We start from the raw sequence: 25,655 nt of genomic DNA on the forward strand, positions 1-25,655 counted from the left end.
GAATCGTCGGTTCATCATGCCTCGCTGGGCTGGACGCCATGACGGAGTCGGTCAGCAACCATGTCTTGACAGACTTTCTGACTTGTCAGAGTTAATCCGGTCAGACAGTAAGGGGTGAAGGCGACGTCCACCACCGGCGAAGCATTCTGGGCGCCAGTTGTGATGATTGTGTTATCCGATCAGACAAATTTCCCGTTCTGGCATGCGACCAGCCAGAGGGTATCCTCCCTGCTCAAAGGGGGCAATCGACGGAAGTCAAGAGAGGAGAGGCGGATGCGTCCGCCCAATAGGCGCGCTTTGTGCCTCTATGTCCATGTCTAATCGTTGCCGACGGAGCATGATGATCACAGAAAGGAAACGATTGTTGCGGAGAGGGTTGCGCTCATAGAACTGGTCAAATCGACATAGCTACATTTGTCTGCCACCTTTACTGATCGTTGTCATGAAAGTCAGGATGGTTCCGCCATGTCCCCGCAACCGCGAGGCCGGCCTCCCTACCGCCCGCTTGCTCCGTCCTACGACGTCCCGCAGGACGCCTCCCACCGATCCAGCGATTCCTTCAAAACTCACCGCAGCAACTCCTCCGCTGACACTGAACCCAGCAGCATGACCCCCCTTCGGCGCTCACGCTGGCGCACCACGACCCGCACCCTGGCAATGACCGGTGCCACCACACTCATTGCGATCTTGATGTTCGAGGCGATGTTCGACCAGCCCACGCCCAGTCAAGCGAGCAACGTCAACATCGCCGTTACCGAGTACGCGGCCCCAGTGGACCATCTGCCGTTGTCCGAGCCACCTCCCCTGCCGACCTTCGCCGTCACCGCGTCCCCATCGCCCTCACTCAGTGCGACGCCGTCAACGGTGACGACACCCATGCCCCTGACCGTCGCCAACCCGCCGAAACGTTCGGCGACCCCCACCCCTACCCGCACCTCCAAACGCCCCCGAACCTCTGGAAAGAAGATCATCAACACCGCGCCCACCAGCCCGGCCGAGAGCCCCTCGGCGCAGCCTCCAGAGCAACCCGACCCCAGCCCGGCACCCGCAGCCCCCTCGCCATGACAGCAGTTAACGGGGCCACTCCCCCAACCCGCCGACCTTCACCTGGCGGCTCCCGCAACAGCCGCGACACCGCCTACTCCCATTGACCACCCCACATCCCCGTTCTGCGACTAAGGAGACGTCATGATCCAATGGATACGAGCCCGGCCGAGGTGGATCACCGCCACCCTCATCGCCGTACTGGCCGTCACCGGCGGCATCGCCAGCGGAGGCGCCATCGCCTCCACCCAGGAAACCCCGGACTACTGCGCCCAGCTCTACCCCGCCGGCGGAAGCGAATACGAACGCTGCAGATTCTGGAACGATCCGAGCCTCGAGGCCGGAGCCGGAGCGATCGACGGCAGCCAGCCCGCAGTGAACAGCTCCTACACCCTCCCGCAGCCCGTGTCGTTCTGCGGCGCCGAAACACCCGCTACTAAAAAGGTCAGCGGCAAAACCGCCATCAGCGCCACCAGCTGCTCACGCCCCATCATGTGCACCTGGAACACCTCCACCGGCAAATACCACTGCGTCGACTCCGCAGGCAACGCCGCAAACCCGCCCGGCCGAGTCTGCGCCGAAAGCCCGAACTTCGCCTGCGCCGCCAAATCGACTACCAACTCCTCCACCGTGGTGATCACCCCCACCACGCCACCGCAGTCACGGCACATCACATTTCCGTCTCAGCAACCCCAGGCCGTCAGCCCTGACCCTCTCGCCCCCAGCACTGATCCGGTCGCGGCCCCGACCGCGACTGCGGCCGTTCCGGCCCCGACCTCCAGCCCCTCCCCGACGCAGAGCACAACCACCGACACCGGCGACCCGACCGCGCAGGCCGTCCAGCAAGCCCAAACCCTCGGCTTGAACGTCTGGCTGGATACCGACCTCGTCGCCACCTGGCAGGCCGGCCCCGCCCAGCTGCGCGCCGCCGCCGCCCGCCTGGCCCAGCAGGCCAACCAGCCCAACGTCACCGGCGTGAAGTTCGCCGCGGAACTCGGCCTGCGCGGCGGCTTCTCCTCCGCCGATCAGATCCGCACCTTCGTCACCGAGACTTCCAAGGCCCTGCGGGAGGTCTTGCCCGCAGGGCGCAAGATCGAGGTCGACGTCATCATCCCCGAGCTCGGCTGCGGCCAGCACTCCCAGTGTGTCAACACGATGCGCACCAACTACCCCCTGCTCTCCCTCGCTGAGGTCGAGCAGTATGTGCTGACCGGGGCCGTCGGGGCCATCGACGCGGTCAATGTCAGCTCACCGTTGATCAACCCGTTCATGGACATCTACACCCGCTCCGGTATCACGGCCGACCGCGTACTGCAGCAGCAGTGGATGGCGCTGCGCATCCGCGGCTGGGACAGTCGCGGCCTGGACCTCGGCGCCCGTGAGCTTGGTCTGGCTCACCCGGATAACAAGCCGGCCCTGGCTGGACCTGTAGCCGAGCGCGTGGTCAAGGGCCGTCTGGATAGTCCGTTGCGTCTTGGAGCCCAGCATGTGGTGCTGTGGACCTGGCGACAGGACTGGAACGGCACCGCTTGGCGCCTCAACGAGCCTGGGTTGAAGTCGAACAGTGTCTGGGACGCGCTACGCGGTCGCAAGGCCCTGGGGCGTACCAGCATTGTCTTCAACCCGCGTGAGGTCGAGCGCAACGTGGGCGAGGACTTGCGAGAAATTGCCAACATCGCCTCGACGGTCTACATCACTACGCAATAGGGCGACCCTGTCGTGTGACAGCGACGGGAAAGGCGTAGGCCTCATCTGTCGGGACGTAAGCAAGGGCGCGGACCTTAAAAGGATCCGCGCCCTTGCGCTTCTCAGCGCTTCAGGTAGTCACAGACGCTGCTCTGGGTGGAGCCGCCCCTGCCCTCGCTTCACCAAGCAGTTCCACTCCTTTCCAGGTGAACGACCCGTGGGCAGGATCGAATGGTGCCGCCCAGGTTCGATACACGCCCTGAGAGTCACAAAACCCGCTCTATCCGCACAGGGATGCCAAAATAGTCACCTAGGGCGAGACGGGCGAGTACCGATTGCCTGAGGTTGTAGCGCCGAGCCGTCTCTTGCAATGTTGGCATCCACCTCCCCGACACCGAGTACTGCAGCCGTGTATTCGCCGGCTCCACCTTCTTCGGCCGTCCCGGACCTCGCTCGATGATCTCAAGCCCAGGGAACAGTCCGCCTTCGTGCACGGGCCCGCGGGCCTCAGCGATGATCTCCGGAAGTCGGTTCGCGCACTGCGCCACCGCGGTCAGGACGATCTTCTCTGCCGACCTTCCCGTCTGCTGCATCTCCTTCACCTTCGCCGCGATGGAACTCGGCACATAGGTCTGGAGGCTCACCTTGCCCGTGGCGGTGGCATTGAGGTACTCCAACTCGTCGTACCCGTGCTCACCACGGTCGTCATCGGTCGAGTCGGTGACATCAGCTTGCACCTCTGCAGCAACGCGCTGGGCCTCTTCGGCTTCGCGGCGTTCGCGCTCCTGACGCTTTTGCTCGGCCTGACGTTCCTGTTCAGCTAGACGTTCCTGCTCGGCGCGCTGGGCCTCTTCGGCTTCGCGGCGTTCGCGCTCCTGACGCTTTTGCTCGGCCTGACGTTCCTGTTCAGCTAGACGTTCCTGCTCGGCGCGCTGGGCCTCTTCGGCTTCGCGGCGTTCACGCTCTTCGTTGGCCTTGCGTTGGGCTTCTTGACGCTCGCGTTCTCCATCAACGTTTACGGAAGCTGCTGGAGCAGCGCCCTCGACCATAGTGTTAGACGTAGCGGAGTTCGGCAACGACGCAACCGTCGACACGACAAGCGAAGCTGCGGATGGAGATAGGACCGGCGTAGGCACACTGCCACCAGAGAACGTGCCAGGAACTGCCCCGGGCTGGATTCCAGTAGGCGCTACCGTGTCGCCAGACCCAGCCTGAGCAACCCGAGCTCCACGCCTGCGGTTCCGCCCCAGACCGCTGACTTCGGGCTTCGGCGGAGCGACTGGACCATTCGACTGAGTTGCTTCTGTCATGCTACGGCGGCCTCTTCCATTTCCACCTCGTGGATGCGCTCGACTACTTCGACAACGAGGTCTTCGTAGTCGCGGCCGACCTCCTCTGCCCGCTCAGTGGGGAGAACCGTCCCTGTCTCTCCCTTGGCCTTCTGCCACCACTTGATCCCGTCAGCGGCCTCTCCCACCTCATACGAGAGCTGTCCACGATCGCGGCAGTTGACCGCAACGGTTTCTGCGTCCCGAATGACCGCTTGGAAAACCGGGGCGTCCGTACCTGCTTCGCTCAACAGTGACTGGATACGCTCACGTGCCTGAACCCAGAGGCCAACGGGCCGCTTCTCGTTGGTCTTCCTGTCGGTGTAGTAGCGGTGGGCGAACCCAAACAACACAGCGCCGAGAAGCTCGAGGTCAGGGTTGAGATGGGCGGTTTCGTTGAAGCGATAGGCGACACCCCCCAGACCGTCGATAGAGGAAATGTCGCCTGTAGAGACAGGACTGAGTACCCATCGTGCTGCGCACAGGGCAAGCAGCTGAGGCTCTTTCGTCACGGGCGGGCAGTCGATGATGATCCAGCGATACTCGCGAGACAGCTTGGCAAGCAGAACGGCCAGACTGAGGTTCGCGGCCTGGCCGTACTTGCTCTGCATAGTGACCATCTGGAACGGGATCTGTTCCAGATGCTTGCCGCTTGGGACCACATCCAGGTGCGACCGAACATTTCGGATGATCTTGGGCATGTCGCCGAATTGGAGGGCGATGGCCAGGGACTTCCCTTGATCGTTATCCAGGTGCCCCTTGATGCCAAGATCGTGAAGCGTGTTGCCCTGAGCGTCAACCTCAAGGAGGAGAACACGACCCGCATCCTGGCCCTCTGCAGCCTTGGCAGCCTCTCCTTCTGCGAGCAACCCCGCCATGTGGGAGGCCAGGCTCGTCTTGCCCTGTCCCCCTTTGCCATTGAAAACGGAGATCACACGCGTCAGGAACGGCCGCAGCGACAGCACAAACTCGTCCAGGACATGCTGTGGCGTCGAGGGCGTGAACGGGTCCAGGGAGAAATCTGGAAGTTCGAGCGCTTTCGTGGTCATCAGTGCGAGTTCCCCTCCGAACGTTCGACAGGCGCCGCATGGCGCCCGATGGTGGACTCCGACCCGGGCCTACGAACAGTTCGCGCCCCTGGCATAGAGACGGGACGGGATCTTACCTGACAGATGGGTTGAGGAGTGAGCGCCACGCAGGATCTCTGTATGGGATCACGGCCGAGCAGATCGTCTGGCCTCCTGATTGGTCTATAGACAAACCGTCCGCTAGTCCCATCGTTTGCTCCGCCGCATGATCTGAAGCTCATCTCATTAAAGGAGCGGCAGACAGAACTTTCACATGTACCACCGTTCGACTTAGAGCATGATCCATAGTTGGTTCTGGCGTCAGATCTAGCTCTGAGTCAATATTTTGATCTGTCGCCAGGACTGTGACTGGCGCTATAGGCGGTTTACACTACTAGCCTTAAGTTGGATCCGACTCCTGTTCTGCAGTATGTTCTAATATGTGTTCTTTATTTAAGTCTAATATAAGAACTATTTCTAGAGGCTAATGTCGCTCTCATATTTGATCTCATAGAGACCCTTTTGTTTAGTCTTTATTTTGATCTAAATCTTGATCTTATTAAACATCTATTTTGCGGACGAATATACAGGCTTTCTATAAGTCTATATATAGGACTAGCTTGAGGACTAGTCATAGGTCTCTATTAGAGACGTATAATCAACTTGCTCGAATCTATATAGAAGGCATGTCTAACTACTATGCAAGAAACTTGCTTGGAGACCATGAATCAACTGTGTTCTAGACTAGGTAGGAGACTGGTTCAGCTGGCTGACCTGGTCATATTCGTGATGTGAGGATCGCGAACAGTTGGTTAATTCAACTCCTGTCTGAAGACCTTACGAAGGTTACCAACCCTGAACTACTTCGGTCCTCTCAAAAAATCGAGCTTTATGGATGGCAGGAGCACGGTAGATCTGCCGTGTAACGCGTTGCGGTTCAGCAGAAGTTAGTCAAGATCCTCAAGGTGTCGACCGGGAGGCATCCAGACGTACTTGAAGATTTCTTCGAGGAAGCGGAGCGAGCTCATGCAGTTATTCGATGAGCTGGAAGAGGATCCGTTTGGCGAAGCGTCGTGGGGTATACCTCTCAGTGCTTCTCGGAAACGACGCCAGGCGCAACGACCTCAGAGATTTCGCGCAGCCTCCAGCGCAGCTTTCGCTTCCGATGTCCGGGCTGGGGGAGCCTCATCGATGGAAGCTTGCATGTTGATTTCTGTGACTGCGAGGCTGATGTACGCGGCGAGACTCTGCTGTTGAGTGGGTGTCGGCGTTACTTCCTCCAGGATTTCGCCGGCCGATTTCAGCCATTCTTCCGCATCTTCGTTGAGCGTCAGGTCATTCACCTGTCTCAGCAGCGCGGCGGCGATGGCCCGTACCTGGTGGTGGCGTCTCGCGACTGCGAGTGCTGTGCGGCGCTCCCGATCCGCAACAGCTTGCTCCTGAGCCACAAGCTTCCGGCCTGCCGCCGGAGTTCGCTTCCCATCTGGATCTGCAGCAGCGGCCCGCAGCCGGTCGAAGCGGTTCGAAGCGCTACCGGGGTACTCGACGCCCAGCAGCACTGCAATCGCCTGCCAGGTGAGACCACCGCTCCGCGCGTCCTGGAGTGCCGCCAGCTCTTCGCGGTCGAGCAGCTCCCGGAGGTTCCGGATGAGCGTCAGCCGCAATCCGGCATGCTCGCCTCGGCGCTTGTTCTCGTAGGTTGCCGGTGGCATCGCCCGATGGTGGGTCCGGGCGTACACGAGGGCTCCGATGAAATCTCGGTCATCTGGCCACAGGGCCAGGCTTTGATCGTCGGCATCGACGTGCATTTGGTACAGACGCTGGAGGAGTTTCCGCAGGTCAGTGGGCTGTGGGCGATGTGGACGTCCTTTGGGCACGCCCTGATGATGGCACCAAACCAGCACTTTGTCAGTCTGACAAAGGAGGGACATAAAACCACAAATAGGGCATCGACCCTCGCTGTCTGAAGCTGATGGTCGAACAACCCACCTGATGACAAGAGCGGTAGCGGATTCAGGCGGGAATTACGCAGGGAACGGAGAGATGTAGGACCAAGCGAACCAAGATGCCACCCACACCGTACGGGCGTGCTCGACAACACGGCCGTCGCCAACGCGGGCCGTACGGCACACCTCCATGACCGGCTGCCCAGCGGAGAGACGGAGCAGGTCAGCCGTGCATCGTCGAGGAGCACTACCCTGATCACCGCGGCGGCAACGGTCCTCCCAGCCCAAGCCCCGGCCGAAGCCACCGGCGTGGCCCGCATCCGGGCCAAGGTGGCTCGCGCGATCGAGTTGGCCTTCCTGATGGGAGCAGTCCGGGTCGACGCCGCGCTGGGTCTGGCCGCCATCCACGGCCTTTTCAGCGAGAGCGACCTGGCCTCCATCCGTCCGACCTGCCGGTGGGCCATCGTCGCCGGTGACATCCCTGGCCAGCCCGGCCTGCGCATTGAGATCTTCGGATGCGAGCAACCCCGCCAGATCAAGGAAGCCTGGCCCCCGCCGTCGGCCGGGCGGCCGCACCTGATCACCCACCCGGACGCCGCGAGGCACCCTTGAGTATCTCCCTCCGCCGGGCTCGGCAGCGGTCACTCCTGATCCGGCGCCCGAAAGCGCCCAGGGTCCGTCCGGGGAAGCCGCCGTGGACCTCCAGGCGCTCGCGCATGGCCTCGTACACCATCTGCAGCACCTGCCGTTCCTGATCAAAACGCTCGATGAACTCCCGCAGGTGGCCGACGAACGCGCAGCCGCCATAGTGGTGCTCCCCGATGTAGGAGACGACCTGCCAGTGATGGCTGGCCAAGTCATCGTCGTCGTAGGAGCCCAGGTCCCAGCCGGTACGCGCGATGAACTCCTTCAACGTGATCTCACCGCGGTCCCAGGCCTGCACCACCTCCAACTGCGTGGCCACCACGAACCTGGGCACGCGCCCTGGCAACCGATACGCCAGACTCAACACCGCGACGTGTTCTTCCCGGCTGCACTCTTTCCACAATTGCCGCATATCTGATCACATTGGCGCCGCTCGGCGGCACCGAGGACAGGACGGTCACGATCGGCCGGGCCTGTTCCAGACGGGGCATGCCCCGACAGGCCTTCACACATTGCATCGAAAGCGTCGCAGTCAACCCTTGACGCTTTCCATGATCCTCCTTATGTTCAAGCGCCCTTTGACGCAGACCGTAAGGAATGGCATGAACGCGATCATCGAAGAGCTCGAGGTGAGCTTCCCGGCGGGAGGTTCCTGCGCGGTCCGTGCCGTCTACGAGCCGACTGACCCGTTCGCGGTGCAGTTGCAGTTCAACGTCCCGAGGGAGGCGGGCGACTGCGGTGCGGCCGCGCCGGCCGGTGCGGACGAGGACGTCGACCAGTGGACCACTTGGGTTTTCGCCCGGGACCTGCTGGCGCTCGGCATGAACAAGCACCTGGCGTCCATGCGGATGCAGGTCGGCGAGGGCACCATCGCTCTGGGGCCGGGCCCTACCGGCGACCAGATCACCGTGGTGCTGTGCCCGGCGGACCCTGGCAAGCGGGTGGTCATGTACATCCGCCGGGCCGAGCTCGAGGAACTCCTGGTCAGGAGTGTGCAGCTGGTGCCGTTCGGCCAGGAAAGCACCAGGCTGGACCTGGATGAGGAGTTCCGGGCACTGCTGCGCAAATCAGCATGAATTGCCATAACGCTCAGGCGACGGGCGGGTGGCTGCCACACGGCTGCCACCCGCCCGTTTGATGATGACGGCGCCGCCAACGGTGACCGCGGAGCAAGCAGGTGCAGCTGTGCTAGGCGACTTTCCCATGAGGTTCCCCCGGTTCCCCGGAGTGTTTCCCAGCTGGTTGCGGTTAGCTCGGTGTAGCTGCTGACCGTGTCGGGTGGATCGCGTTGTTGGGTGTACCAGGCGGCCTCGTACTCATCCGGAGAGAGTCCGCCCAGACCCTTCTGGATACGGAAGGACAGCCTCGGCGCGCTCACGTAGCTCCACGCTCACGTAGCTCCATCGGGTACTTCCGCGTCCCCGTGATCCGCAGACCATGATCCAAAGCCTCCGGAAAAACAGGGAAGCTCACCAGGATCCCCGCTGCCGTCTGGGGCAGCGCAGAAGGAACGATACCGCCCACCTCCGACATGACTGAAGCTGTCAAAGTCTTCCATATCGCCAGACAAGTCACTATAACTGGCGCATGATCTCATCCGAGGGCGAACCCTTCGTAGTAGAAGGTGAGCTCGCTGACGCCGTCACCGCTGTTGACCGCGACGGGTTCACCGCCCGTCCGTTCCGTATCGCTACCGCCGACGGCGCCACCGCCGTAGTCATTTCTGAAGAGCTGCTGCTCATCTTGCAGCGCGCCGCCGACCATGACGCACAGCAAGGGGTACCGCTGACCATCGATGACCTGGCAACCCTCATGGACGAACCGCCCCGGGCGGACTCGCCGGCGGTGAGCGATGGCTGAGGGCGATGGACGTGCCGTCAACCCATGGCAACCAGGCGCCGACCGCGCCTGGGGAGATGGCACCCCTGACGGTTTCGACCGTGCGGACCGGACGGTCGACCCGGACGTCCGCCAGTTCCGCTCCGAAGAGTCGATCGTCGCGGACCGCACGTATCGCCGGCCTCCCGCCAGTGTCACAGAGCGAGGACCCCGCCGGGACCTGCTGGTGGAACGTGACGTCCTAGCCGACATCAACCAGTTGCCGGAAGCCGACCGGTTCCGGGCCGTGCAGCACATGCAGGCCCTCGCCCGGGATGTGCCCGGCAGTGAAGGCATTCTCCTCACCACGCTGCCGAACGACGGCCGGATGTGGCGGGACTCACCCTTCGCCCTGGTCACCCGCGGCCTGGACGATCAACAGCGGGACCTGTTCCAGCAGCGGCTGCGCGCGGCCCTTAGCCCGTCGCCGCACAACGACATCGTGCCCGTCGCGCAGGTAGAAGGCGACCTGCGCGCGCTGCCCCGCGAGATGAAAGCCCCGGCGCTGCAGGCGATCGATGCCCTCGCCCAGGCCTCACCATCGGAGCTGAAGAAACACGAAACCGTCTTCACCCGCGCCGACGGTTTGGGTGGAACGGTGCGCATCCTGCCACTGGGCGAGAACCACACGCTGATCTACCACCACCAACCGCCGGCGTGGGGCAGCAGCTCATCCTCTCAAGAGCTCCCTGATGCGAACCTGGGGAAGTTCTCCGCCCCGCGCCGCCCGGCCGAGAGCCTGCCCGGCCGCGGAACCGTTCAGCTGCTGGCGGTCTGCGACAACAACACCGAGCTCGGCCGGCTGGCCGACGACCGCGCCACCGCGCTGCCGCACGGCCACATGGTCTACCGGGTCCTTCCCGGCCATGCCTCGCCTACCGGCCGTGAGGCCGTGCAGGTCCTGGCCATGCAGGTGGGAGCCAGTGTCGACGTCGACCGTCTCACCGAGCGCGTCTACGCTCTTCAGGCCAGCATCAGCGAACATCGCGAGCGCACACGCACCACCACACGGCTGGAGCACTCGCCTGACGTCGCCGTCGTGCCCGTCGCCAGCAGGAACACTGCCGCCGACAACGGCATTACGCCCCCGCGTCCGGCCCGGCTGGCCACCGTCGCGGGCACGGTCACCGAATCCTTCGACAAAGACCTTGCCCGTGCCCTTTCTCCCGACCGCCGGTGGGACTTCGTCGTCCACCCCCAGGCGGTTCAGGAGTTGCGCGAACTGCCCACCGAAGTGAAAGCGGCCGCCTTCGGGGAACTGCAGGATCTGGCGTTCTACGGCCCCAGCAGTCAGGACGTCAAACGTCAGCCGCCCGGGCAGCCGACCCCGCCCAGTCCTGCCAGCGCCCAAGCGGTCAAGGACTTCGACCTGTCACAGTTCCGGCCCCGCTACGTGCTCGGAGGCGATGGCCAGCCGACGCATCAGATCGTTTACCGGGCCGTGCCCGCACCCGCCGTGTACCGGCAGCGCGCAGGCCAGCGCGTCACCGGCGTCGGCGAGAGCATTCGTGTTCCCGTGAGCATTCCTGACCCCGGGCCGGGAGCCAGACTCGATCAGGTGCTTGAGTCCCGCGGACCGTCTCTGCGTATTGACGGCACTCGGGATCCTGACTCTCGCCCGCTCATCGTCATCACCGCGGTGCGCCCCTGGCCCAACGACCCTGATGTCGCCGCAGTCGTCGCCGACCGCTCACCTCAGCTCAACCGGGAATCCCTCCAGCAAAAGCAGGCTCGCCCCTCACGGGTCCAGCCTGCTGAGCCCGGCCTTGGCTATCAGGTCGTCGAATTGGCGCTCAGGCCGACGGAAACCGCCCAGCAGATGGCCGAGCGCGTGCACGAACAGCAAGAGGCACGACTGAAGGAACGACAGGAGCGGCGGGCTGGCCCTCCCAATCCCCGGCAGCAGGCCGCCACTCGGCGTTCTGCCACCGCCTCTGCTCCACCGATCCCGCAGCAGCCGCGCCCCACCCTGCCCGCGGCGCCTCCACCCCAAGCACGGCCGACGGTCAATCGTCAGAGGTAAGGCATACCGAGCAGTTCCGGTGGCCCTTGTCCCCTCTCAAAAGAGGGGACAAGGGCCACCGGCGTAGAGGGGGGCGAAGCAAGCCGGAGCGGAGGTGGGGTTTCCGTCCCGACTGCTTGCAGGATGCGGCCCCGGCATCGGGCGGCAAGCCGGGCGGAAACCCCCGCCCGTCAAGATCTTTTGCGCTCTTCGCCGTTGCTCACCCCTCCGCCGTCGACGGGCGCAAAACATCTTGACGGGCGGCCGCCCGGCTTGCCCCCCGAGCCTGCCGGGACCGCTGCCAGCAGTCGTTCGGGACGGAAACCCCACCGCCACCCCGGCGGTGACCCGAGGACGCGAAAGGCGCACATCATGGCTGCTGGAGACACCACGATCACCATCGTCGGCAACCTCGTCGACGAGCCCGAGCTGCGCTTCACCCCCACCGGGCAGCCGATCGCCCGCTTCCGTATCGCTTCCACCCCCCGCTACCTCGACCAGGCCACCAACACCTGGAAGGACGGCGAGAGCCTGTTTTTGACCTGTCAGATCTGGCGGCGGGCCGCCGAGAACGTCGCCGAGAGCCTCCAGCGCGGCATGCGGGTCATCGTCCAGGGACGGCTGCGCCAGCGGTCTTACGAGACCAAGGAAGGCGAGAAGCGCACCGTCTACGAGGTCGAGGTCGACGAGGTCGGCCCGTCGCTGCGCAACGCCACCGCCAAGGTCGACAAGAACTCGCGCCAGGGCGGAAACCGGGGCCCTGCGGAGTGGGAGAACGCCGCCTCTGAGCGAACGCAGCAGGCATCCGTTCCGCCGCAGGCCGCTGCGGCGCCCGCCGAGGCCCCGGCGAGCAGCCCGTGGGAGACGGAGTACGCGGCCGCCGGTTCGTCCCAGGGCGACGCGCCCCCCTTCTGAGTAACGCCTCCACCGGCCCCGGTTCGCGCGGGTGCGTGAACCGGGGCCTTTGCCTGCTCCGGCCGATGCGCCGGACACGACCGTGCCGGGATCGGAGCCCGGCACGGTCATCGGCGTTTTCCCAGATCGCCCCTCTCCGCCCGTGGAGGTAGCACATGTACCTGACCCGTGAATCAGCGATCGAAAGCCTCAAAGGGCTGGTCAGCTTTCTCGAAGAACACCCAGAGCTCCCGGTGCCGACCCATGTCGTCGCCATCGTTCCCGCTGAGGACGCCGACCAGATCACTGAAGCGCTGGACCACTGCGACGACGCTCGCTACGGCACCCACCGCGTGATCACCTTGGGCGAAAACGTCGCTAGCGACCCGGTCTGGCCGATGCGCTTTCAGACCTCCCCTCCCGGGGGATTCCTGTCCCCGGCAGTGTTGTCCGACCTGGAGCCTGCTCCGCGCGAACTGCCCAACTGCCCGCCTCCTCCCGCCCAGGACGGGATGGGTCTGTTCTGGGACCACTACGACAACTTCGCGGTGACCAGCCACGTGGAGCCAGACGGCAGCGGACACGCCGACAAGGCCCTGCACACCTGTAGCCGTTTCGGTGACTACACCGGAGCCAGTGTCCTGGTCGCCGTCTCGGCAGACGGACGCTGGCAGTGGCGCTGTGTGGGATGCCGCGCCGAGATCTCGCAGTTTGGCCTGTGCTCGGGGTGCGCGGAGCGCGAGCACCGGCTCTGGGGCGATCCTCCGTTTTGATCTCTGCTTCGCTGCTCTCTGGTCTCGCCTCCATCGCCCGTCGGCCGGATGAGGGTGAGCCCGACAGAGCCCACTGGTCTTTCCCCTTAGCCCCCGCCCAGAGCTCACGTGCCCCGGGCGGGGCGGGTGCTCTGCCAGGGACGCTCGGGCGGCTGGTCCTAACCCTTTTCAGCCTGCGGTATCAGCGGGTTCGGGGCAAGCCGCCAGGCTTGCCCCGAACCCGCTGATACCGCGTGCCGGAGTCGTTCGGGACCAGCCCGCACCGCCGACCGGCGGCGCCGACTCGAAAGGAAGGGAGCTCAGCTTCGTGTTGCTACTCGACGACCCGCACGTGTTGATCTGCGGCAGCCGCGACTGGCCTTGGCCAGGTGCGGTGCACACTGTGTGTGATCGTTTGGAAAGCCGTTCCGGCAAGGATCTGGTGCTCATCGAGGGCGCCGCCCGCGGTGCCGACCGGGCCTGCCATGACTGGTGCGAGGCCCACGGCCTGGGCACGCGGCACCGCTGCTTCCGGGTCGACTGGGCAGCTGAGCGTGCCGCCCGTCCGGACAGCTGGCGGAAGGCCAGGCCGGAGCGCAACACCCGGATGCTCGCCGAGAACCCGAAATTGATCATCGCCTGCCACGAGGCGTTCCTCTTTCACCGCGGCGGAACGTCGGACATGTGCTTGCGCGCCCTGCTCGTCGGGGTGCCGGTGTGGTTCATCTCCGGCCCCAATCTCTCCGGCGGTCAGTGGCTGCGTTTGGAGATGTTCCCCCGCTGGCGGGCGATGCGGGCCGCCGACCTGCTGCGCCGCATGTACCCGGAGATGACGCCGAAGATCCTGCTCACTGCCTGACCCGCCGCATTCCGCACTGACGGCGGCGATGACCTCCCATCCTCATACGGCCCCCGGGACCCGCCCCCCCTTTCGGTGGACGGGCCCGGGGGTCGCCGTCATTTCACCGAAGGAGCGCACCATGATGGACGCACCCGGGACGCTGCCGTTGACCACCGCTCTGCAGCTGTCGGACCCCGATGTCGCCCTGTCCCTCGTCAAGCGGCTGTTCGGCAAGCAGCCGCACGACACCATGGTGGCCCTGGGATTCACCCGGCAGTGCCTGACCGCGGTGGTCAGCGCCCACCTGCCCACCCTCTCCCCGCCGCTTCCCGCCCTGATGCAGGACCTGACGGGGCTGCTGGTGCAGCACCGTGTCACCGAGACCATCACGGTCGGCTACGGCGCCGCCGCGTACATGACTTCGGCTCTGACCGGCCTGCAAGGCATGCTGGATCGCGTCGGCATCATCCAGATGGCCACCGTGCACTACCAGAACGGCCGCTACTGCCTGCCGCTGTGCCCGCAGCCGGGCCGGTGCTGCCCCGCCGAAAACATCCTGTGGAACCCTGATCAGGGCGACCCGGCCGCCATCGCGGCCCTGCAGGCTCACACCCCGGTCATCCACACGATCTACCCGTCCCGCCGCTCTCTGCGCAGCATCCGCCAGCCCTGCCCGACCGGCGGTGCCCGGCGATGAGCGTGACGATGGCGCTGCACGCCGATCCCGAGACCTCCCCCGACATCGATCTCGTCCGCATGTACCTCACCACCATCAGCAGCCGCGACCTGCTGAGCGCCGAAAAAGAGGTCGAACTCGCCAAGCGCATCGAGGCAGGCCTGTACGCCGAGGCCCAACTGAAGGCCGGGCCGAACCTGCCCACCGTCGACCGCGGCGAGTTGGAGGAGGTCGCCGCCGACGGACGCCACGCCAAAGACCACATGATCGAGGCGAACCTGCGGCTGGTGGTTTCCATCGCCAAGAAGTACACCGGCCGCGGCCTGACCCTGCTCGACCTCATCCAGGACGGAAACCTCGGCCTGATCCGCGCGGTGGAGAAGTTCGATTACACCAAAGGCTACAAACTCTCCACCTACGCCAGCTGGTGGATCCGCCAGGCCATCCAGCGCGGCCTGGCCGACTCAGCCCGTGCCATCCGTCTGCCTCTGCACGCCCTGGATGCCCTGTTCCGGTTGATCCGAACCGAACGGGATCTGCACCAGAAGCTGGGTCGCGAACCTGCGGTCGAAGAGCTCGCGGCCGCGCTGGAGATGACCCCGGCCAACGTCCGCGACCTGCTGAAGCTCCGGCAGGACCCGGTCAGCCTGGATGTCTCCACCGAAGACGGCTCAGCCGACTTCGGCGACCTCATCGTCGACACCAGCCAGATGGAAGCCCCCGAGGCGGTCGAGCGTCGACTGCTCGGCGAGCAGCTGCAGGAAATCCTCGCCACGCTCTCCCCGCGTGAGGCGCGGATCATGGCCCTGCGGTTCGGCTTCCACGACGGTACGCCCCGCACCCTCCACCAGATCGGCGGCGAGCTCGGCCTGACCCGCGAACGGATCCGGCAGATCGAAGAGCGCTGCCTGACCAAACTGCGCCATCCCAGCAGTCTGCTCCAGCTGCGGGACTGGACCTGACCCGCAGACGCGTCCGCCAGCTCATCAAGCAGCCTCGGGCCGCCCAGGCGGCTTCCGGTGCCGCCCTCGCCCGATGCTCCTGCTCCGCCCTCCCACTTCTTCTGATCCTCCTGCCGAAGGAGACATTCTCATGCTGTCCAGGGAGCCCTCGAAGCTGTACAGGAAGCTGCTGGACCTGTGGTCCGCGGTCTTGCCTCTGCTGGTCGCCATCGACAACGCCGTCGACGGTGACTGGCACATCGCCGCCCTCTGGATGGTCCTCACCTTCGTCAGCCTGGCCCTGCTGGCCTTCGCTCGCCCCGACCGCGTGCGCGCCTGGCTCGCTCCGGGCCTCGTGATGCTCACGCGGTTCACGAAGCGCCGCCACGACGACCTCAAGACCATCACGTTGTGGCACAACCAGCACCCCGAGCGCACGACGGGCTGGCAGTCGCACCATCCCATGAAGGCGGTCTTCGTCTTCACTCTCCCGGTCTACCTGTCACGCGGAGACAAAGACACCCACTATGACCTGGACCACCTGCGTGCCCGCTTCACCTTCACCGGTGACCCCGGAGACGACGAGCTGCTCCGCCTCTACCAGGTGCACGGCCTGCGACCGCTTGAGGACGGTGACGTGATCGAGATCAATGACCCTCGGAAGAAGACCCCATTCACCCGCTGGCAGATCAGACCGAACGGCTACACCCCCGCCATCGGCCCATGGACGAGAGACCACAGCAACTGATCGCCGTTCTGACTCCCGGCGAATGGACCTGGCTCCTCCGCCTAAGCGCGAAGGAGCCGGGACCCTGCCGCCACCGCGCTTGGGACGGCAGCAGGCGAAGACGCGCACCGCGATCCCCGCCGCCCGCCGGGCAGCCTGCCACGGGACCTCTGCGCTCTGGAAGGCCACAGCCGCGCTGCGCGCGGTCGCCCTGCGGGCGAGCCTTCCGGCGCTCCGAGAACCCGTAGCCGCCCAGCGGCCCGGCGGCGGGGATTGGGCCCCGCCCGGCCACTACGGGAGGTCATCATCATCACGTTCGGCAAGGACACTCCGTCCGCTGCCGGCCTAGGCATTCGTGAGATCCGCGGGTTGATCACCGACAACACCAGCTCGTTCGTACCGCATCTGATCATTGAATGACCTGACCAGCCGCTGACGGCCGACACCAGGACCTGGAGTTGCCCCGGTTCGGTAGACACATCAGGGCTTTCGGCTACGCGGCAGCATAGTCGTCTTCTTGAATGGGCTTGAGGGCTTGGCGTCGCTCATATTCGGCCGGGCTGAGCTGGCCGTTAGCGGAGTGACGGCGGCGTGGATTGTAGAAGCCCTCGATGTAGGCGAACACCGCGCGCCCGGCCTCTGACCTGGTGTGGAAAGTCCGCCGGTCGATCAGCTCGCACTCCAGCGAGGCGAAGAAGCTCTCGGTGATCGCGTTATCAAAGCACGTGCCGGTGCGGCCGGTGGAGGGGCGCACGCCGGCCTGCGCACACCGCTGGCCGAACGCAATCGACGTATATTGACCGCCCTTGTCGCTGTGATGGATCACCCCGGCGTCAGGGCGGCGCTGACCAACCGCCATCGCCAGGGCATCGGTGACCAGTTCGGTGCGCATGTGCTCGGCCATCGCCCAACCAACGATCCTGCGGGAGAAGACATCCAAGACGACCGCGAGGTAAAGGAAGCCCTGCCACGTCGGCACATACGTGATATCGGCGGTCCAGATCCGGTTCGGCTCGTCGGCTTCGAACGTCCGCCTCACCAGGTCTGAGGCGGCAGCCGCCTTCCTATCCGTAATCGTCGTGCGACAGCCCCGACGCCGAGACACTCCGGCCAGCCCGGCCGCGCGCATCAGCCGGGCCACCCGCTTGCGGCCCACGTTGTCCCCGTCGATCTGGCGCAGGTCGGCGTGGATGCGCGGCGCTCCGTAAATCTCATCGGAGGCCTGATAGTGAGCGTGGATCTTCTCGGTCAGCTCCGCATCGCGACGGGCGCGAGCCGACGGGCCGCGCCCGGCCCAGGCGTAGTAGCCCTGGCGCGACACACCCAGCACCCGGGCCAGCAGGGAGACGCCGTGGTGGTCTTTCTCCGCATGAATCAGCCGGAATCTCATCTCGGCCGATCCGTCTCCCGCGCGAAGAAAACCGCGGCCTTACGCAAGATCTCCTTCTCCTCGCGCAGCAGCTTGACCTCACGACGCAGCCGGGCCAGCTCGTCTTTTTCGGCGCTGGTCAGCCCGTCTTGGCGGCGGCCGTCATCCAGGTCGGCCTGGCGCACCCAGACACGGATCGACTGCGCGGAGGGCTCGAATTCCTTGGCGAGCTCCTCCGGCGACCGTCCCGCGCGCACCAGCTCCACCATCTGCCGGCGAAACTCCGGCGGATAGTTGTTCGGCACAGTGGACTCCTTCTTCCGGGAACCAGGGTTCCTCAGAAATCAGGTGTCCACCAAACCGGGTCAACTCCAGACCGTTGTGACTTCAGCTGCCGTCTGACGGCAATCGCAGCGATGACTCGCCTGCTGCCTTGCGGTCTTGCTCCGGCCACCCCGAAGGAGCGCGGCCGCCGACATCTCAATCTCGGCTAGGAGCCCACCATGACCTTTGCGTCATATCACCCTGCCCGCTCAGCGCCCGACTCCGAGGTGAGCCTCCTCATCACCGAGAAGTTGTTCGGTGCCGACCTTCACCCCAGCCTCGTCGCGATGGCATTGAAGCTGCAGGGGCTACCCGTCGCCGCGGTTCAGATCCACCTGCCCGACCGTTCCCCACAGTTGCTGCCACTGCTGTCTCGCCTGACCGACATCATCAAGGACGGCGACGCCTGCGGCGCGGTAGGCATCGGGTACGGCGCCGCCGCATACATCACCCCCGCCCTGAACGGACTGCAGGTCACGCTCGACGACGCCCAGCTCGACACATGGCGGCTGCTGCACTACGAGAACGGCCACTACTGCTCGCACTTGGATCGTAACGGCTGCCCAGATAAGCCTCTCCCCGTAAGGCGCTCCCTCGCCAGTAAGGCCGCAGCGGACATCTTGGCCGTCGCCGCACCGGCCATCTACACGATCTCCCCGTCCGGGCGCGTGTGCTCCCGGAAAGAGGGCCGAGTCATCACCTGCGGTTCGGCCTGAACGACGGCAATCTCCCACCCTCAACAGATCGGCCGGCGTCTGGGCGTGACCGGGGAACGTGTCCGCCGAGTCGGGAGTTGTCATCGACCCGCCTCACCCAAGGCAATCGCGACGCCGTCGCTTTGCGCGCGATCTTACGCAAACTCACCTGGTGCAACGGATGGCTGGACCTGCCGGGTCGTCCGCCCGGCTCCGCCCAGTCTGTGGCATCGGTGCCAGGCGGGTGGAGACCCCCTACCTTCACAAGATTTTTGCGCCTGCCGTCGCGCCTGCTCGGCCGGATGAGATCCCTGCCTAAAGCGCACTGCGCATCCGTTAAGGCGGCTGACACCTGCCTTCAGCACACGTTCGCACAGCGCACCGCCTCCTGCGGGCTCTATGCCAGCTCGGCCGGTCGCTCTGGCAGAGCGACCGGCGCCGAGATCGTGGGCGAGGAGGCGGTCCCGTACTCGCCCTCACTTACCGAGGTGTCAGTGAACTCGTTCTTCCATGCCAAATCCTCCGCCCACAGATGGGGCGGCATACCTGAGGACTACCTGCCGATCCACGAATTCATCGACTCCTCCAAGCAGGTCATCGGTGACGTACGGCATCGCTCCCTCTACCACCACACGCTCGGCGTGTGGCTCTGCCAGATGATCTTCGGCCGCACGATCACCGTGCGAGCAAGCAGATCCCCGTGAGGGAGATCGCCGAACGCCACATCATCGAGGACCTCGGCTGGCTCCCCAGCCCCGCCGACTACATCGGCGGCATGCCAATCCAGCGGTGGATGAGCGGCAGCAAGTCCACACAGCTTCCTTTATCCGCGCTCAGTCTCACCACTCTCGACGAGAGGAGATCATCTGATGACATCCCAGCCGACGACCCAATCTCCGGTTGAGCCGTCCTCCGAGGTCGCCACCTACAAGGAGGTCTTGCGCTTAATCGACCGCCGACAAGCCCAGCTTGATCACTACCGCCAGATCGCCGAAAGCTACCTCACGAACGCTTCAGGTGACACCGAGATCAGCACCGCTAATGGTGATCCGGCCTTGTCTTGCAATGGGCCGCTGACCTTCACCACGACCTTCCTCGGCATCCCCATCGAAGGCGAGATCATCCGGTCGAACAAGGACGAGCAGAAGCCGATCGAGGAATTCGCGCCTCTCATGCAGGCCGTCCTAGACGACCCCACCGTGCAGGCCTTCGGCTGGCAGCAGTGCACGCCATACTTCAACGACGGCGACGAATGCATCTTCAGCGCAGGAAGCCTGTGGATCCGTACCGATGCTGACCCGGCTCCTGAAGCCGGTGACGAATGGGACTGGCGCCGGAACCACTTGGTCGGCAATCACCATCCCACGCTCGGTGAGCGACCTCGCGTCTGGGACTCAGTCACCCGCGTCCACACACAGCTTTCCTACACCGGCCCGGACGAGGACCGCTACGACCGCTGTCTTGCTCTGTCGAACGCCATCTCCTCCGGCTACTCCGACAACGTGCTGCTGGACGCCTTCGGAGACCACGCCGAGATCACCATCACGCGCGACGGCATCACCGTCGACACCTACGACCATGAATGACCCAGCGGAAGGCACCGTCCACGGGCGACGGGCTGCACAACGAGATGATCCGCAGGCACGGCCCCTTCAGATAAGCGAAAGTGCGCGGCCTTGGCCTCTGCAGAGGCCAAGGCCGCGAGCGCATAAGGCAGGAGGCCGAGGCGAGGACACGGGCCCGCCCCGACTCCCCGCATTCTGCGGCCCCGGGCTCGGGTGGCAAGGCGGGCGAAACCCCTGCCCGCCTTGCCACCCGAGCCCGCCGGCACCGCTTGATGCGGTCGTTCGGGATCTGGATCCCGCGCCGCCACCCCGGCGGCTCACCTGGTGAGGAGTCCGCATGTTTCCCCCACAACGCCCCGTCGAGCAGTTGTTCATCACCGTGGCCATCTGGCACAACACCAATCACCTGTGCCTTCTGCGGGGTTGGCATCCCGCCGACCCGATGATGCGGGTCTACGCCTACGACATCCCGGCCGAGCATGCCCGCAATCCCGCCCAGGTTCTGGAAGAGGCATACGAGACCTTCAACGTCGGTGACGACGAGCGTGCCCAGGCCTACCGCGAGCGCAGCAACCGCTCGCTGAGCGTGGGCGATGTCGTCGTGATCGGCGAAGTCGCCTATGTGTGCGCGTCGGTCGGCTGGGAGCTGTTGAACGGCTCGATCACCGTGGCCAGCCACGGCCAGGACGAGTCTGCTCCAGGGCACCGATAGTGCCCATCACCTTCCTCATTCGGTGACTCAGGCGATCACTCGCTTGCGTCCGCAGGGCGGCATCCACCGCTGTCGACGCAGGTGACCTGAGCTCAGCACATCGCACGTGCTGAGCCTGGCAGCCCTGACCTCCGCTTCATCGTGCCAAGTCTCCGCTTTGCCGTACTGACTCACCATGCCGATCGGCAGGGCCGCCCCGGCCATCTGAATTGAAAGGAATCTCATGACCACAGTCGCTAGATCCGCCAAGCGCCGCCGCGCCGTTCACCGCCGGGCGAACCGGCGAGCACGCCCGAACAGGATGCGCTGGCAGGTCCCGACTACCCGCCGTACGCCGTCATCCCCCTGGACCGGCTCGAGGAGAACCCGCTCAACGTCCGCACCGACTACGGCATCACCGAGGAATACGTTCAGACCATCAAGGACGAGGGCGCCCCCGAAGTCGACCTGATCGTCTTTCCCTCCCCGAACAACCCCGGCATGTTCCGCGTGCACGACGGCCACCGCCGGCTTCGGGGCACCCGGGCGGCCGGCGGCAAGGAGCTGCTGTGCCGCATCAAGCCGCACCTGGCCAACAGTCAGGAGGCCATGCTGCTGGGGCAGCTGAAAACCAGCATGCACCATAAGAAGCTGACAGATGGGGAGGCCGCCCAGGCCTTGTTCGCCCTTGATCAGCTGGGCGTAAACGCTGAACGACTGCAGCAGGCCACCGGCAAGAGTCGCAAGCAGGTGGAGCTGGCCATCCAGGCGGGCAGTCTGTCACCGGAAACTCGCGCGGTCATGGCCGCTGCTGCCCCGCATCACCAGCTCACCCACGAAGAGGAGGCGCTGCTGGCGGCTCAGGAGCAGGACCCGGATGTGCCGCCGAATGCGCGGGAGGAGATCGTCGAGCGCATCAAGCAAGGCCAGGGCGTCATCTACGCCGTCAGGATCGTCAACACCAACCGGCGGGAAGCCGCCGAGATGGCCCGGCTAATCGACGAGCTGCAGGCCGCAGGGGTCACGGTCACCGAGGAGATGCCCGAGGGCGCGGTCAACCTGTGGCGCCTGGAAGACGCCGGCGGCAAGACGTTCACCCCGGAGACGCACGCCAACTGCCCCGGCCACGGCGCCTACTTTCCATCCCGGACCCGGCCCAGCTTCTACTGCACCTGCCCCGAAAGCCACGGCTATGAGCCGCCGCAGAAGCCCGAGGAGAAGTCGAAGCTGCCGACCCGGCAGGTGCGCGAAGGTAACACCGCCTGGCGTGAGTGCGGTGAGCTTCGACTCAAGTGGTGGAAGACGAAGCTGCCCACCCGCTCCGACCCCAACCAGCGGGTGCTGAAAATCGTCACCGAGCTGCTGACCGCCGATCCGCCCGAGCCTCTGCGCGACCTGTTCGGCATGATCGACTACAAGCCGTTCTACGACGAGCTGGTCGGTAAGGCGCCCAGCGCCAGCACGATCGCCAACGCCTCCACCGGGCGGCTGACCTGGACGCTGATGGCGCGGGTCATCGCTGCGATGGAGTACTGGATGACCCAGCCCAGCTACTCCGTCTACCTGTGGCGCACCGACGACATGGGCCGCCCGGAGAACCGGACCGTCGCCCAGCGGTGGCTGACGATCTGCCAGAGCCTCGGCCACCAGCTGCAGCCGATCGAACAGGCGGTCAGAGAAGGCCGCGAGTACCAAGGTGACCTGGTCGGCTCCGATGCTGACGACGGCCTCATCGAGGTAGTCGGCCCACAAGAGCAGCACACTTCCACCGGTGACCTAGCGGCCAGCCATGCGCCCGTTGACGACAGCGCATCCACCGTCGACGGCGTCATGTATCGAGGTGAGAACCCCGGCAGCGACGCCCTTGACGACCAGGAGAGCGACGACAGAATCGACACGCCCTTCGACCCGGATGAGACCACCGCTCCGGCTGAGACCGAGGTGGACCCCGCGCCCCTGGGCTATCCCGTAGACCTGGTGGAGGGGGAGAAGCACCACCCCGACGCACGGGTAGACCTCAACGACGTCTCGCTGAACGACAGCGGCCCCAGCTCGTCCCCGTGATCGCCGGTCCTGCGCTCGCTGGCGACGACATCATCTCGCAGCCGGTTGCGCAGGCGAGCTGACGGCATGCGTGCTCTGCCCTGGTGACGCATGCCCAAAGCCACTGCACCCGAGCGGTGGGGATAGACACCCGCGCGTCATCGGCGACAAACACCCCTGGTAACCCACAGCGCTTCCGGCTGCAGCGTCAACAGCAACGCGTTGATCTGTCACCGGGGCCACGAACCCGCCTCACTGACCCCTCAGCTCTAGCCGCTATCCCGCATGACCGGGCGGCGCCTGCCCCTGATCTCTTCCTCTTCCCGATGGGCCTCCTGCGGGCGTTTCCACACTGGCGCGAGGCCCATCGGCATTTCTACCGAAAGGAAACCGAAGCCCATGCCGATGAGCATGCTCGCCAACCCGCCCAACCGCGGAGTTTGTCTCGGATCGAGCTTCTCGTGCCGATGCTGCCCGCGCTCCCGCCGCGGTGGATGGCGCATGATCCGCCGTTGCCAGAAGCAGCGCCTGCGCAAGCAGATCTACCGCCATGCAGCCCCGGCCAGCCACGCACCCGACACCGCGCGCCAGGAGGACACCCGATGACCTCCCCGACGATTCCGCCTGCGGTTGAACTGCCCGCCGAGATCGCCCCCTACGTGGAGGTGCTGCGGGTCATCGAGGAGCGCCGACAGAAACTCAACGAGTACTGGGAGATCGCCGAAACCCACCTGAAGAACGCCCTCGGGAACGCCGAGATCGGCACCGTCCACGGCGTGGAGGCCGTGTACTGGCGGCACGTCAAAGGCAAAACCACCACGGACTACAAGCGCCTGCGCCTCGATCACCCCGAGGTCATACCGCTGCTGCAGTCCTACGCCAAGGTCGGCAACCCCAGCCGTCGCTTCACCTTGGCCAACGCGGCCGCGGCGACCAAACCCAAGTCCGCCAGTCCATGAGCGTTCTGGCCCTGCACGACCCGATGCCCGATGTCATCCAGCACCTGGACGCCGCTCTCAAGCACGCCATCACCCATCAGCCGCGTTCCTTGCAAAAACGGCTGGGACCGTCGGAGATCGGCTGCGAGTGCGACCGGCGGCTGGGCTTCCACCTGGCCGGCGTCGCCCCGTGCAACCCGCATGTGCCCTGGCTGGCCTACATCGGTACCGCCATGCACGCCCAGCTCGCCACTGACCTGAAGGGCGTGGTGCTGCCGAACGGCGCGTGGGTGCTGGTCGAGCAGAAGGTCGACGTCGGCCGGATCGGCGGCGAAGACATCGACGGCACCAGCGACGTGTACGTCGGTTTCCCCGACGGCGTCACCGGGATCGTCATCGACTGGAAGCTGGTCGGCAAGACCTCTCTGCAGCGCTACCGCTCCCGCGGCCCCGGCCAGCAATACCGGGTCCAGGTCCATGAATACGGTCTCGGCTTCCGGCGCCGCGGCCTGCCGGTGACCCATGTGGCCATCGCGTTCCTGCCTCGCAATCAAGAACTCGTGCACCGCCACTGGTGGTACGAGCCCTACGACGAACAGATCGCGCTGAATGCGAACAAACGCACCGACGCGATCGCCGCTGCCGTGGACACGGTCGGCCCGGCGGTGCTGCCGCTACTGCGCACCGCAGACGCCAACTGCCCGTACTGCCCATGGTTTCGCCCTGGCAGTGCGGATCTGACCCGCAGTTGCTCCGGCGCATTCGATCTTCTCACCCCTAGTTCACTCATTTGACAAGGAGTCACCTCGTGACAACCACTGCGAACGACCTGCTCATGGCCGGCGGTCTGAAGTCGGCGTCCTTCCTGGCGATGGGCACTACCGTCGGCGGCCGCGTCATCCGGCTTCCCGAACCGGTCCAGCAGACCGAGTTCGGCACCGGCAAGGTGAAGGTGTGGGACGACGGCACGCCTCGTATGCAGGTCGTCGTCCACTTGGCCACCAACGAGCGCCGCGGCGATATCCCCAACGACAACGGTCACCGTGCCCTGTACGTCAAGGGCCGCATGCGCCTCGCCGTGCGCGACGCGATCCGCCGGACCGGTGCCACCGGCCTGACCCTGGACGGATGGCTGTCGGTCACCTACGTCGGCGACGACGAGCCGACCATCGCCGGCGGTAAGCCGCCTAAGTTGTATGTCGCCGAGTACGCGCCTCCGGCCGGTGCCGCCAACGCTGTGTTGATGGCCGCTGAACCCGCTGATGCTGCCCGGGTCCCGGCCGCAGTGCCTGTCGGGGTCTCCGCGCCTATCAGCACCGCTCCTGCGATGGGGGTTTCCGCGCCTATCAGCACCGCACCTGCGATGAGCCCGCAGCAGCTGCTGCAGGCCCTGGCGGCCCAGAGCACGATGCCCACGATTCCCGCCCCGCCCGCGCCGACCTTCACTCCGCCGGCCGTCCCCCCGACACCTGCCCCGGCCGCGGCGGCCGCCCCTCAGCCGGACCCGGAACTGCTGGCCCACCTGGCGCAGCTCAGCCCTGAGGTGTTGGCGCAGCTCGGTCTGAGCACTCCGTCCTCCTGATCTTCCGCCTTCGCGTTACCG

The 25,655-nt window shown here is 65.3% G+C and carries 23 protein-coding genes and 1 pseudogene; 19 read left to right on the forward strand and 5 right to left on the reverse strand.

Features of this window, described 5'->3' with window-relative positions; translation table 11 throughout:
- Positions 1-1,188: 1,188 nt before the first annotated feature.
- Positions 1,189-2,751: a hypothetical protein gene (locus ACQPYK_RS49395; RefSeq protein WP_433259190.1), complete on the forward strand. Its 1,563-nt coding sequence runs from the start codon at positions 1,189-1,191 to the stop codon at positions 2,749-2,751.
- A 245-nt stretch (positions 2,752-2,996) separates the two neighbouring features.
- On the opposite strand, the gene ACQPYK_RS49400 is transcribed toward ACQPYK_RS49395, so the two are convergent.
- The 3 genes from ACQPYK_RS49400 to ACQPYK_RS49410 all read right to left on the reverse strand — a co-directional run bounded on the left by ACQPYK_RS49400 (position 2,997) and on the right by ACQPYK_RS49410 (position 6,933).
- Positions 2,997-3,779, reverse strand: a complete 783-nt coding sequence (locus tag ACQPYK_RS49400; protein ID WP_433259191.1) for a hypothetical protein — start codon at positions 3,777-3,779, stop codon at positions 2,997-2,999.
- Between the two features lie 257 nt (positions 3,780-4,036).
- Entirely contained in the window at positions 4,037-5,107 is a 1,071-nt protein-coding gene (locus ACQPYK_RS49405; protein WP_433259192.1) for a ParA family protein, read from the reverse strand.
- Positions 5,108-6,249: 1,142 nt separating this feature from the next.
- Entirely contained in the window at positions 6,250-6,933 is a 684-nt protein-coding gene (locus tag ACQPYK_RS49410; RefSeq protein ID WP_433259194.1) for a hypothetical protein, read from the reverse strand.
- 279 nt (positions 6,934-7,212) lie between these two features.
- Between ACQPYK_RS49410 and ACQPYK_RS49415 the strand changes: the two genes are divergently transcribed.
- The gene (locus tag ACQPYK_RS49415; RefSeq protein ID WP_433259196.1) at positions 7,213-7,683 is read left to right on the forward strand and encodes a hypothetical protein; all 471 of its coding nucleotides are present in this window, start codon (positions 7,213-7,215) and stop codon (positions 7,681-7,683) included.
- On the opposite strand, the gene ACQPYK_RS49420 is transcribed toward ACQPYK_RS49415, so the two are convergent.
- Positions 7,652-8,050 (reverse strand): hypothetical protein, encoded by a 399-nt coding sequence (locus tag ACQPYK_RS49420; RefSeq protein ID WP_433259198.1) that lies wholly within the window; start codon positions 8,048-8,050, stop codon positions 7,652-7,654. The two genes, ACQPYK_RS49415 and ACQPYK_RS49420, sit on opposite strands and share 32 nt — an antisense overlap.
- Before the next feature lie 268 nt (positions 8,051-8,318).
- Here ACQPYK_RS49420 and ACQPYK_RS49425 point away from each other — a divergent pair, with 268 nt between their 5' ends.
- From ACQPYK_RS49425 to ACQPYK_RS49465, 9 genes are all read left to right on the forward strand, one after another.
- A complete protein-coding gene (locus tag ACQPYK_RS49425; RefSeq protein WP_433259200.1) occupies positions 8,319-8,792 on the forward strand; it encodes an SsgA family sporulation/cell division regulator in 474 nt (157 codons plus the stop codon).
- Positions 8,793-9,303: 511 nt separating this feature from the next.
- On the forward strand, positions 9,304-9,576 hold the full coding sequence (locus ACQPYK_RS49430) for a hypothetical protein (RefSeq protein ID WP_433259201.1): 273 nt from the start codon (positions 9,304-9,306) through the stop codon (positions 9,574-9,576).
- Positions 9,569-11,617, forward strand: a complete 2,049-nt coding sequence (locus tag ACQPYK_RS49435) for a hypothetical protein (protein ID WP_433259202.1) — start codon at positions 9,569-9,571, stop codon at positions 11,615-11,617. Before ACQPYK_RS49430 ends, ACQPYK_RS49435 begins: the two co-directional genes overlap by 8 nt.
- A gap of 351 nt (positions 11,618-11,968) precedes the next feature.
- Positions 11,969-12,511: a single-stranded DNA-binding protein gene (locus tag ACQPYK_RS49440; RefSeq protein ID WP_433259204.1), complete on the forward strand. Its 543-nt coding sequence runs from the start codon at positions 11,969-11,971 to the stop codon at positions 12,509-12,511.
- Positions 12,512-12,666: 155 nt separating this feature from the next.
- Positions 12,667-13,263 (forward strand): hypothetical protein, encoded by a 597-nt coding sequence (locus ACQPYK_RS49445; RefSeq protein ID WP_433259206.1) that lies wholly within the window; start codon positions 12,667-12,669, stop codon positions 13,261-13,263.
- A gap of 331 nt (positions 13,264-13,594) precedes the next feature.
- Positions 13,595-14,101, forward strand: a complete 507-nt coding sequence (locus tag ACQPYK_RS49450; protein ID WP_433259799.1) for an SLOG family protein — start codon at positions 13,595-13,597, stop codon at positions 14,099-14,101.
- Positions 14,102-14,222: 121 nt separating this feature from the next.
- Complete coding sequence (locus ACQPYK_RS49455) at positions 14,223-14,780, forward strand: hypothetical protein (RefSeq protein ID WP_433259208.1); 558 nt, start codon at positions 14,223-14,225, stop codon at positions 14,778-14,780.
- Positions 14,777-15,721, forward strand: a complete 945-nt coding sequence (locus ACQPYK_RS49460; RefSeq protein ID WP_433259209.1) for a sigma-70 family RNA polymerase sigma factor — start codon at positions 14,777-14,779, stop codon at positions 15,719-15,721. Before ACQPYK_RS49455 ends, ACQPYK_RS49460 begins: the two co-directional genes overlap by 4 nt.
- A gap of 130 nt (positions 15,722-15,851) precedes the next feature.
- Positions 15,852-16,448 carry a hypothetical protein gene (locus ACQPYK_RS49465; protein ID WP_433259210.1) on the forward strand — a complete coding sequence of 199 codons (597 nt, stop codon included), beginning with the start codon at positions 15,852-15,854 and terminating at the stop codon, positions 16,446-16,448.
- Between the two features lie 472 nt (positions 16,449-16,920).
- On the opposite strand, the gene ACQPYK_RS49470 is transcribed toward ACQPYK_RS49465, so the two are convergent.
- Positions 16,921-18,065, reverse strand: a protein-coding gene (locus tag ACQPYK_RS49470) for an IS3 family transposase (RefSeq protein WP_433258665.1) whose coding sequence is annotated in 2 segments (ribosomal slippage) — positions 16,921-17,852 and positions 17,852-18,065 — 1,146 coding nt in all. Because the reading frame shifts where the segments join, the coding sequence is not laid out codon by codon here.
- Positions 18,066-18,299: 234 nt separating this feature from the next.
- Here ACQPYK_RS49470 and ACQPYK_RS49475 point away from each other — a divergent pair.
- From ACQPYK_RS49475 to ACQPYK_RS49510, 8 genes and pseudogenes are all read left to right on the forward strand, one after another.
- Positions 18,300-18,836 carry a hypothetical protein gene (locus ACQPYK_RS49475; RefSeq protein ID WP_433259212.1) on the forward strand — a complete coding sequence of 179 codons (537 nt, stop codon included), beginning with the start codon at positions 18,300-18,302 and terminating at the stop codon, positions 18,834-18,836.
- Between the two features lie 281 nt (positions 18,837-19,117).
- Positions 19,118-19,719: pseudogene (locus ACQPYK_RS49480) on the forward strand (DUF6915 family protein).
- A complete protein-coding gene (locus ACQPYK_RS49485) occupies positions 19,685-20,401 on the forward strand; it encodes a hypothetical protein (RefSeq protein WP_433259214.1) in 717 nt (238 codons plus the stop codon). Before ACQPYK_RS49480 ends, ACQPYK_RS49485 begins: the two are co-directional and overlap by 35 nt.
- A gap of 316 nt (positions 20,402-20,717) precedes the next feature.
- Entirely contained in the window at positions 20,718-21,092 is a 375-nt protein-coding gene (locus ACQPYK_RS49490; protein ID WP_433259215.1) for a hypothetical protein, read from the forward strand.
- A gap of 345 nt (positions 21,093-21,437) precedes the next feature.
- Positions 21,438-23,135, forward strand: coding sequence for a ParB/RepB/Spo0J family partition protein (locus ACQPYK_RS49495; protein ID WP_433259800.1), 1,698 nt, complete (start codon positions 21,438-21,440; stop codon positions 23,133-23,135).
- A 581-nt stretch (positions 23,136-23,716) separates the two neighbouring features.
- Positions 23,717-24,073 carry a hypothetical protein gene (locus tag ACQPYK_RS49500; protein WP_433259217.1) on the forward strand — a complete coding sequence of 119 codons (357 nt, stop codon included), beginning with the start codon at positions 23,717-23,719 and terminating at the stop codon, positions 24,071-24,073.
- On the forward strand, positions 24,070-24,846 hold the full coding sequence (locus ACQPYK_RS49505; RefSeq protein ID WP_433259218.1) for a hypothetical protein: 777 nt from the start codon (positions 24,070-24,072) through the stop codon (positions 24,844-24,846). The genes ACQPYK_RS49500 and ACQPYK_RS49505 overlap by 4 nt, the downstream gene beginning before the upstream one ends.
- A 14-nt stretch (positions 24,847-24,860) precedes the next feature.
- Entirely contained in the window at positions 24,861-25,634 is a 774-nt protein-coding gene (locus ACQPYK_RS49510; protein ID WP_433259219.1) for a hypothetical protein, read from the forward strand.
- Positions 25,635-25,655 lie beyond the last annotated feature (21 nt).

Source organism: Streptosporangium sp. CA-135522 (assembly GCF_050949235.1).
GTDB lineage: Bacteria > Actinomycetota > Actinomycetes > Streptosporangiales > Streptosporangiaceae > Streptosporangium.

What these genes read in the sequence shown, in the direction of transcription:
- ACQPYK_RS49395 (WP_433259190.1), top strand. Translation starts at nt 1,189, where the DNA reads ATGATCCAATGGATACGAGCCCGGCCGAGGTGGATCACCGCCACCCTC.
- ACQPYK_RS49400 (WP_433259191.1), bottom strand. Translation starts at nt 3,779, where the DNA reads ATGGTCGAGGGCGCTGCTCCAGCAGCTTCCGTAAACGTTGATGGAGAA.
- ACQPYK_RS49405 (WP_433259192.1), bottom strand. Translation starts at nt 5,107, where the DNA reads ATGACCACGAAAGCGCTCGAACTTCCAGATTTCTCCCTGGACCCGTTC.
- ACQPYK_RS49410 (WP_433259194.1), bottom strand. Translation starts at nt 6,933, where the DNA reads ATGCACGTCGATGCCGACGATCAAAGCCTGGCCCTGTGGCCAGATGAC.
- ACQPYK_RS49425 (WP_433259200.1), top strand. Translation starts at nt 8,319, where the DNA reads ATGAACGCGATCATCGAAGAGCTCGAGGTGAGCTTCCCGGCGGGAGGT.
- ACQPYK_RS49430 (WP_433259201.1), top strand. Translation starts at nt 9,304, where the DNA reads ATGATCTCATCCGAGGGCGAACCCTTCGTAGTAGAAGGTGAGCTCGCT.
- ACQPYK_RS49435 (WP_433259202.1), top strand. Translation starts at nt 9,569, where the DNA reads ATGGCTGAGGGCGATGGACGTGCCGTCAACCCATGGCAACCAGGCGCC.
- ACQPYK_RS49440 (WP_433259204.1), top strand. Translation starts at nt 11,969, where the DNA reads ATGGCTGCTGGAGACACCACGATCACCATCGTCGGCAACCTCGTCGAC.
- ACQPYK_RS49445 (WP_433259206.1), top strand. Translation starts at nt 12,667, where the DNA reads ATGTACCTGACCCGTGAATCAGCGATCGAAAGCCTCAAAGGGCTGGTC.
- ACQPYK_RS49455 (WP_433259208.1), top strand. Translation starts at nt 14,223, where the DNA reads ATGATGGACGCACCCGGGACGCTGCCGTTGACCACCGCTCTGCAGCTG.
- ACQPYK_RS49460 (WP_433259209.1), top strand. Translation starts at nt 14,777, where the DNA reads ATGAGCGTGACGATGGCGCTGCACGCCGATCCCGAGACCTCCCCCGAC.
- ACQPYK_RS49465 (WP_433259210.1), top strand. Translation starts at nt 15,852, where the DNA reads ATGCTGTCCAGGGAGCCCTCGAAGCTGTACAGGAAGCTGCTGGACCTG.
- ACQPYK_RS49475 (WP_433259212.1), top strand. Translation starts at nt 18,300, where the DNA reads ATGACCTTTGCGTCATATCACCCTGCCCGCTCAGCGCCCGACTCCGAG.
- ACQPYK_RS49485 (WP_433259214.1), top strand. Translation starts at nt 19,685, where the DNA reads ATGACATCCCAGCCGACGACCCAATCTCCGGTTGAGCCGTCCTCCGAG.
- ACQPYK_RS49490 (WP_433259215.1), top strand. Translation starts at nt 20,718, where the DNA reads ATGTTTCCCCCACAACGCCCCGTCGAGCAGTTGTTCATCACCGTGGCC.
- ACQPYK_RS49500 (WP_433259217.1), top strand. Translation starts at nt 23,717, where the DNA reads ATGACCTCCCCGACGATTCCGCCTGCGGTTGAACTGCCCGCCGAGATC.
- ACQPYK_RS49505 (WP_433259218.1), top strand. Translation starts at nt 24,070, where the DNA reads ATGAGCGTTCTGGCCCTGCACGACCCGATGCCCGATGTCATCCAGCAC.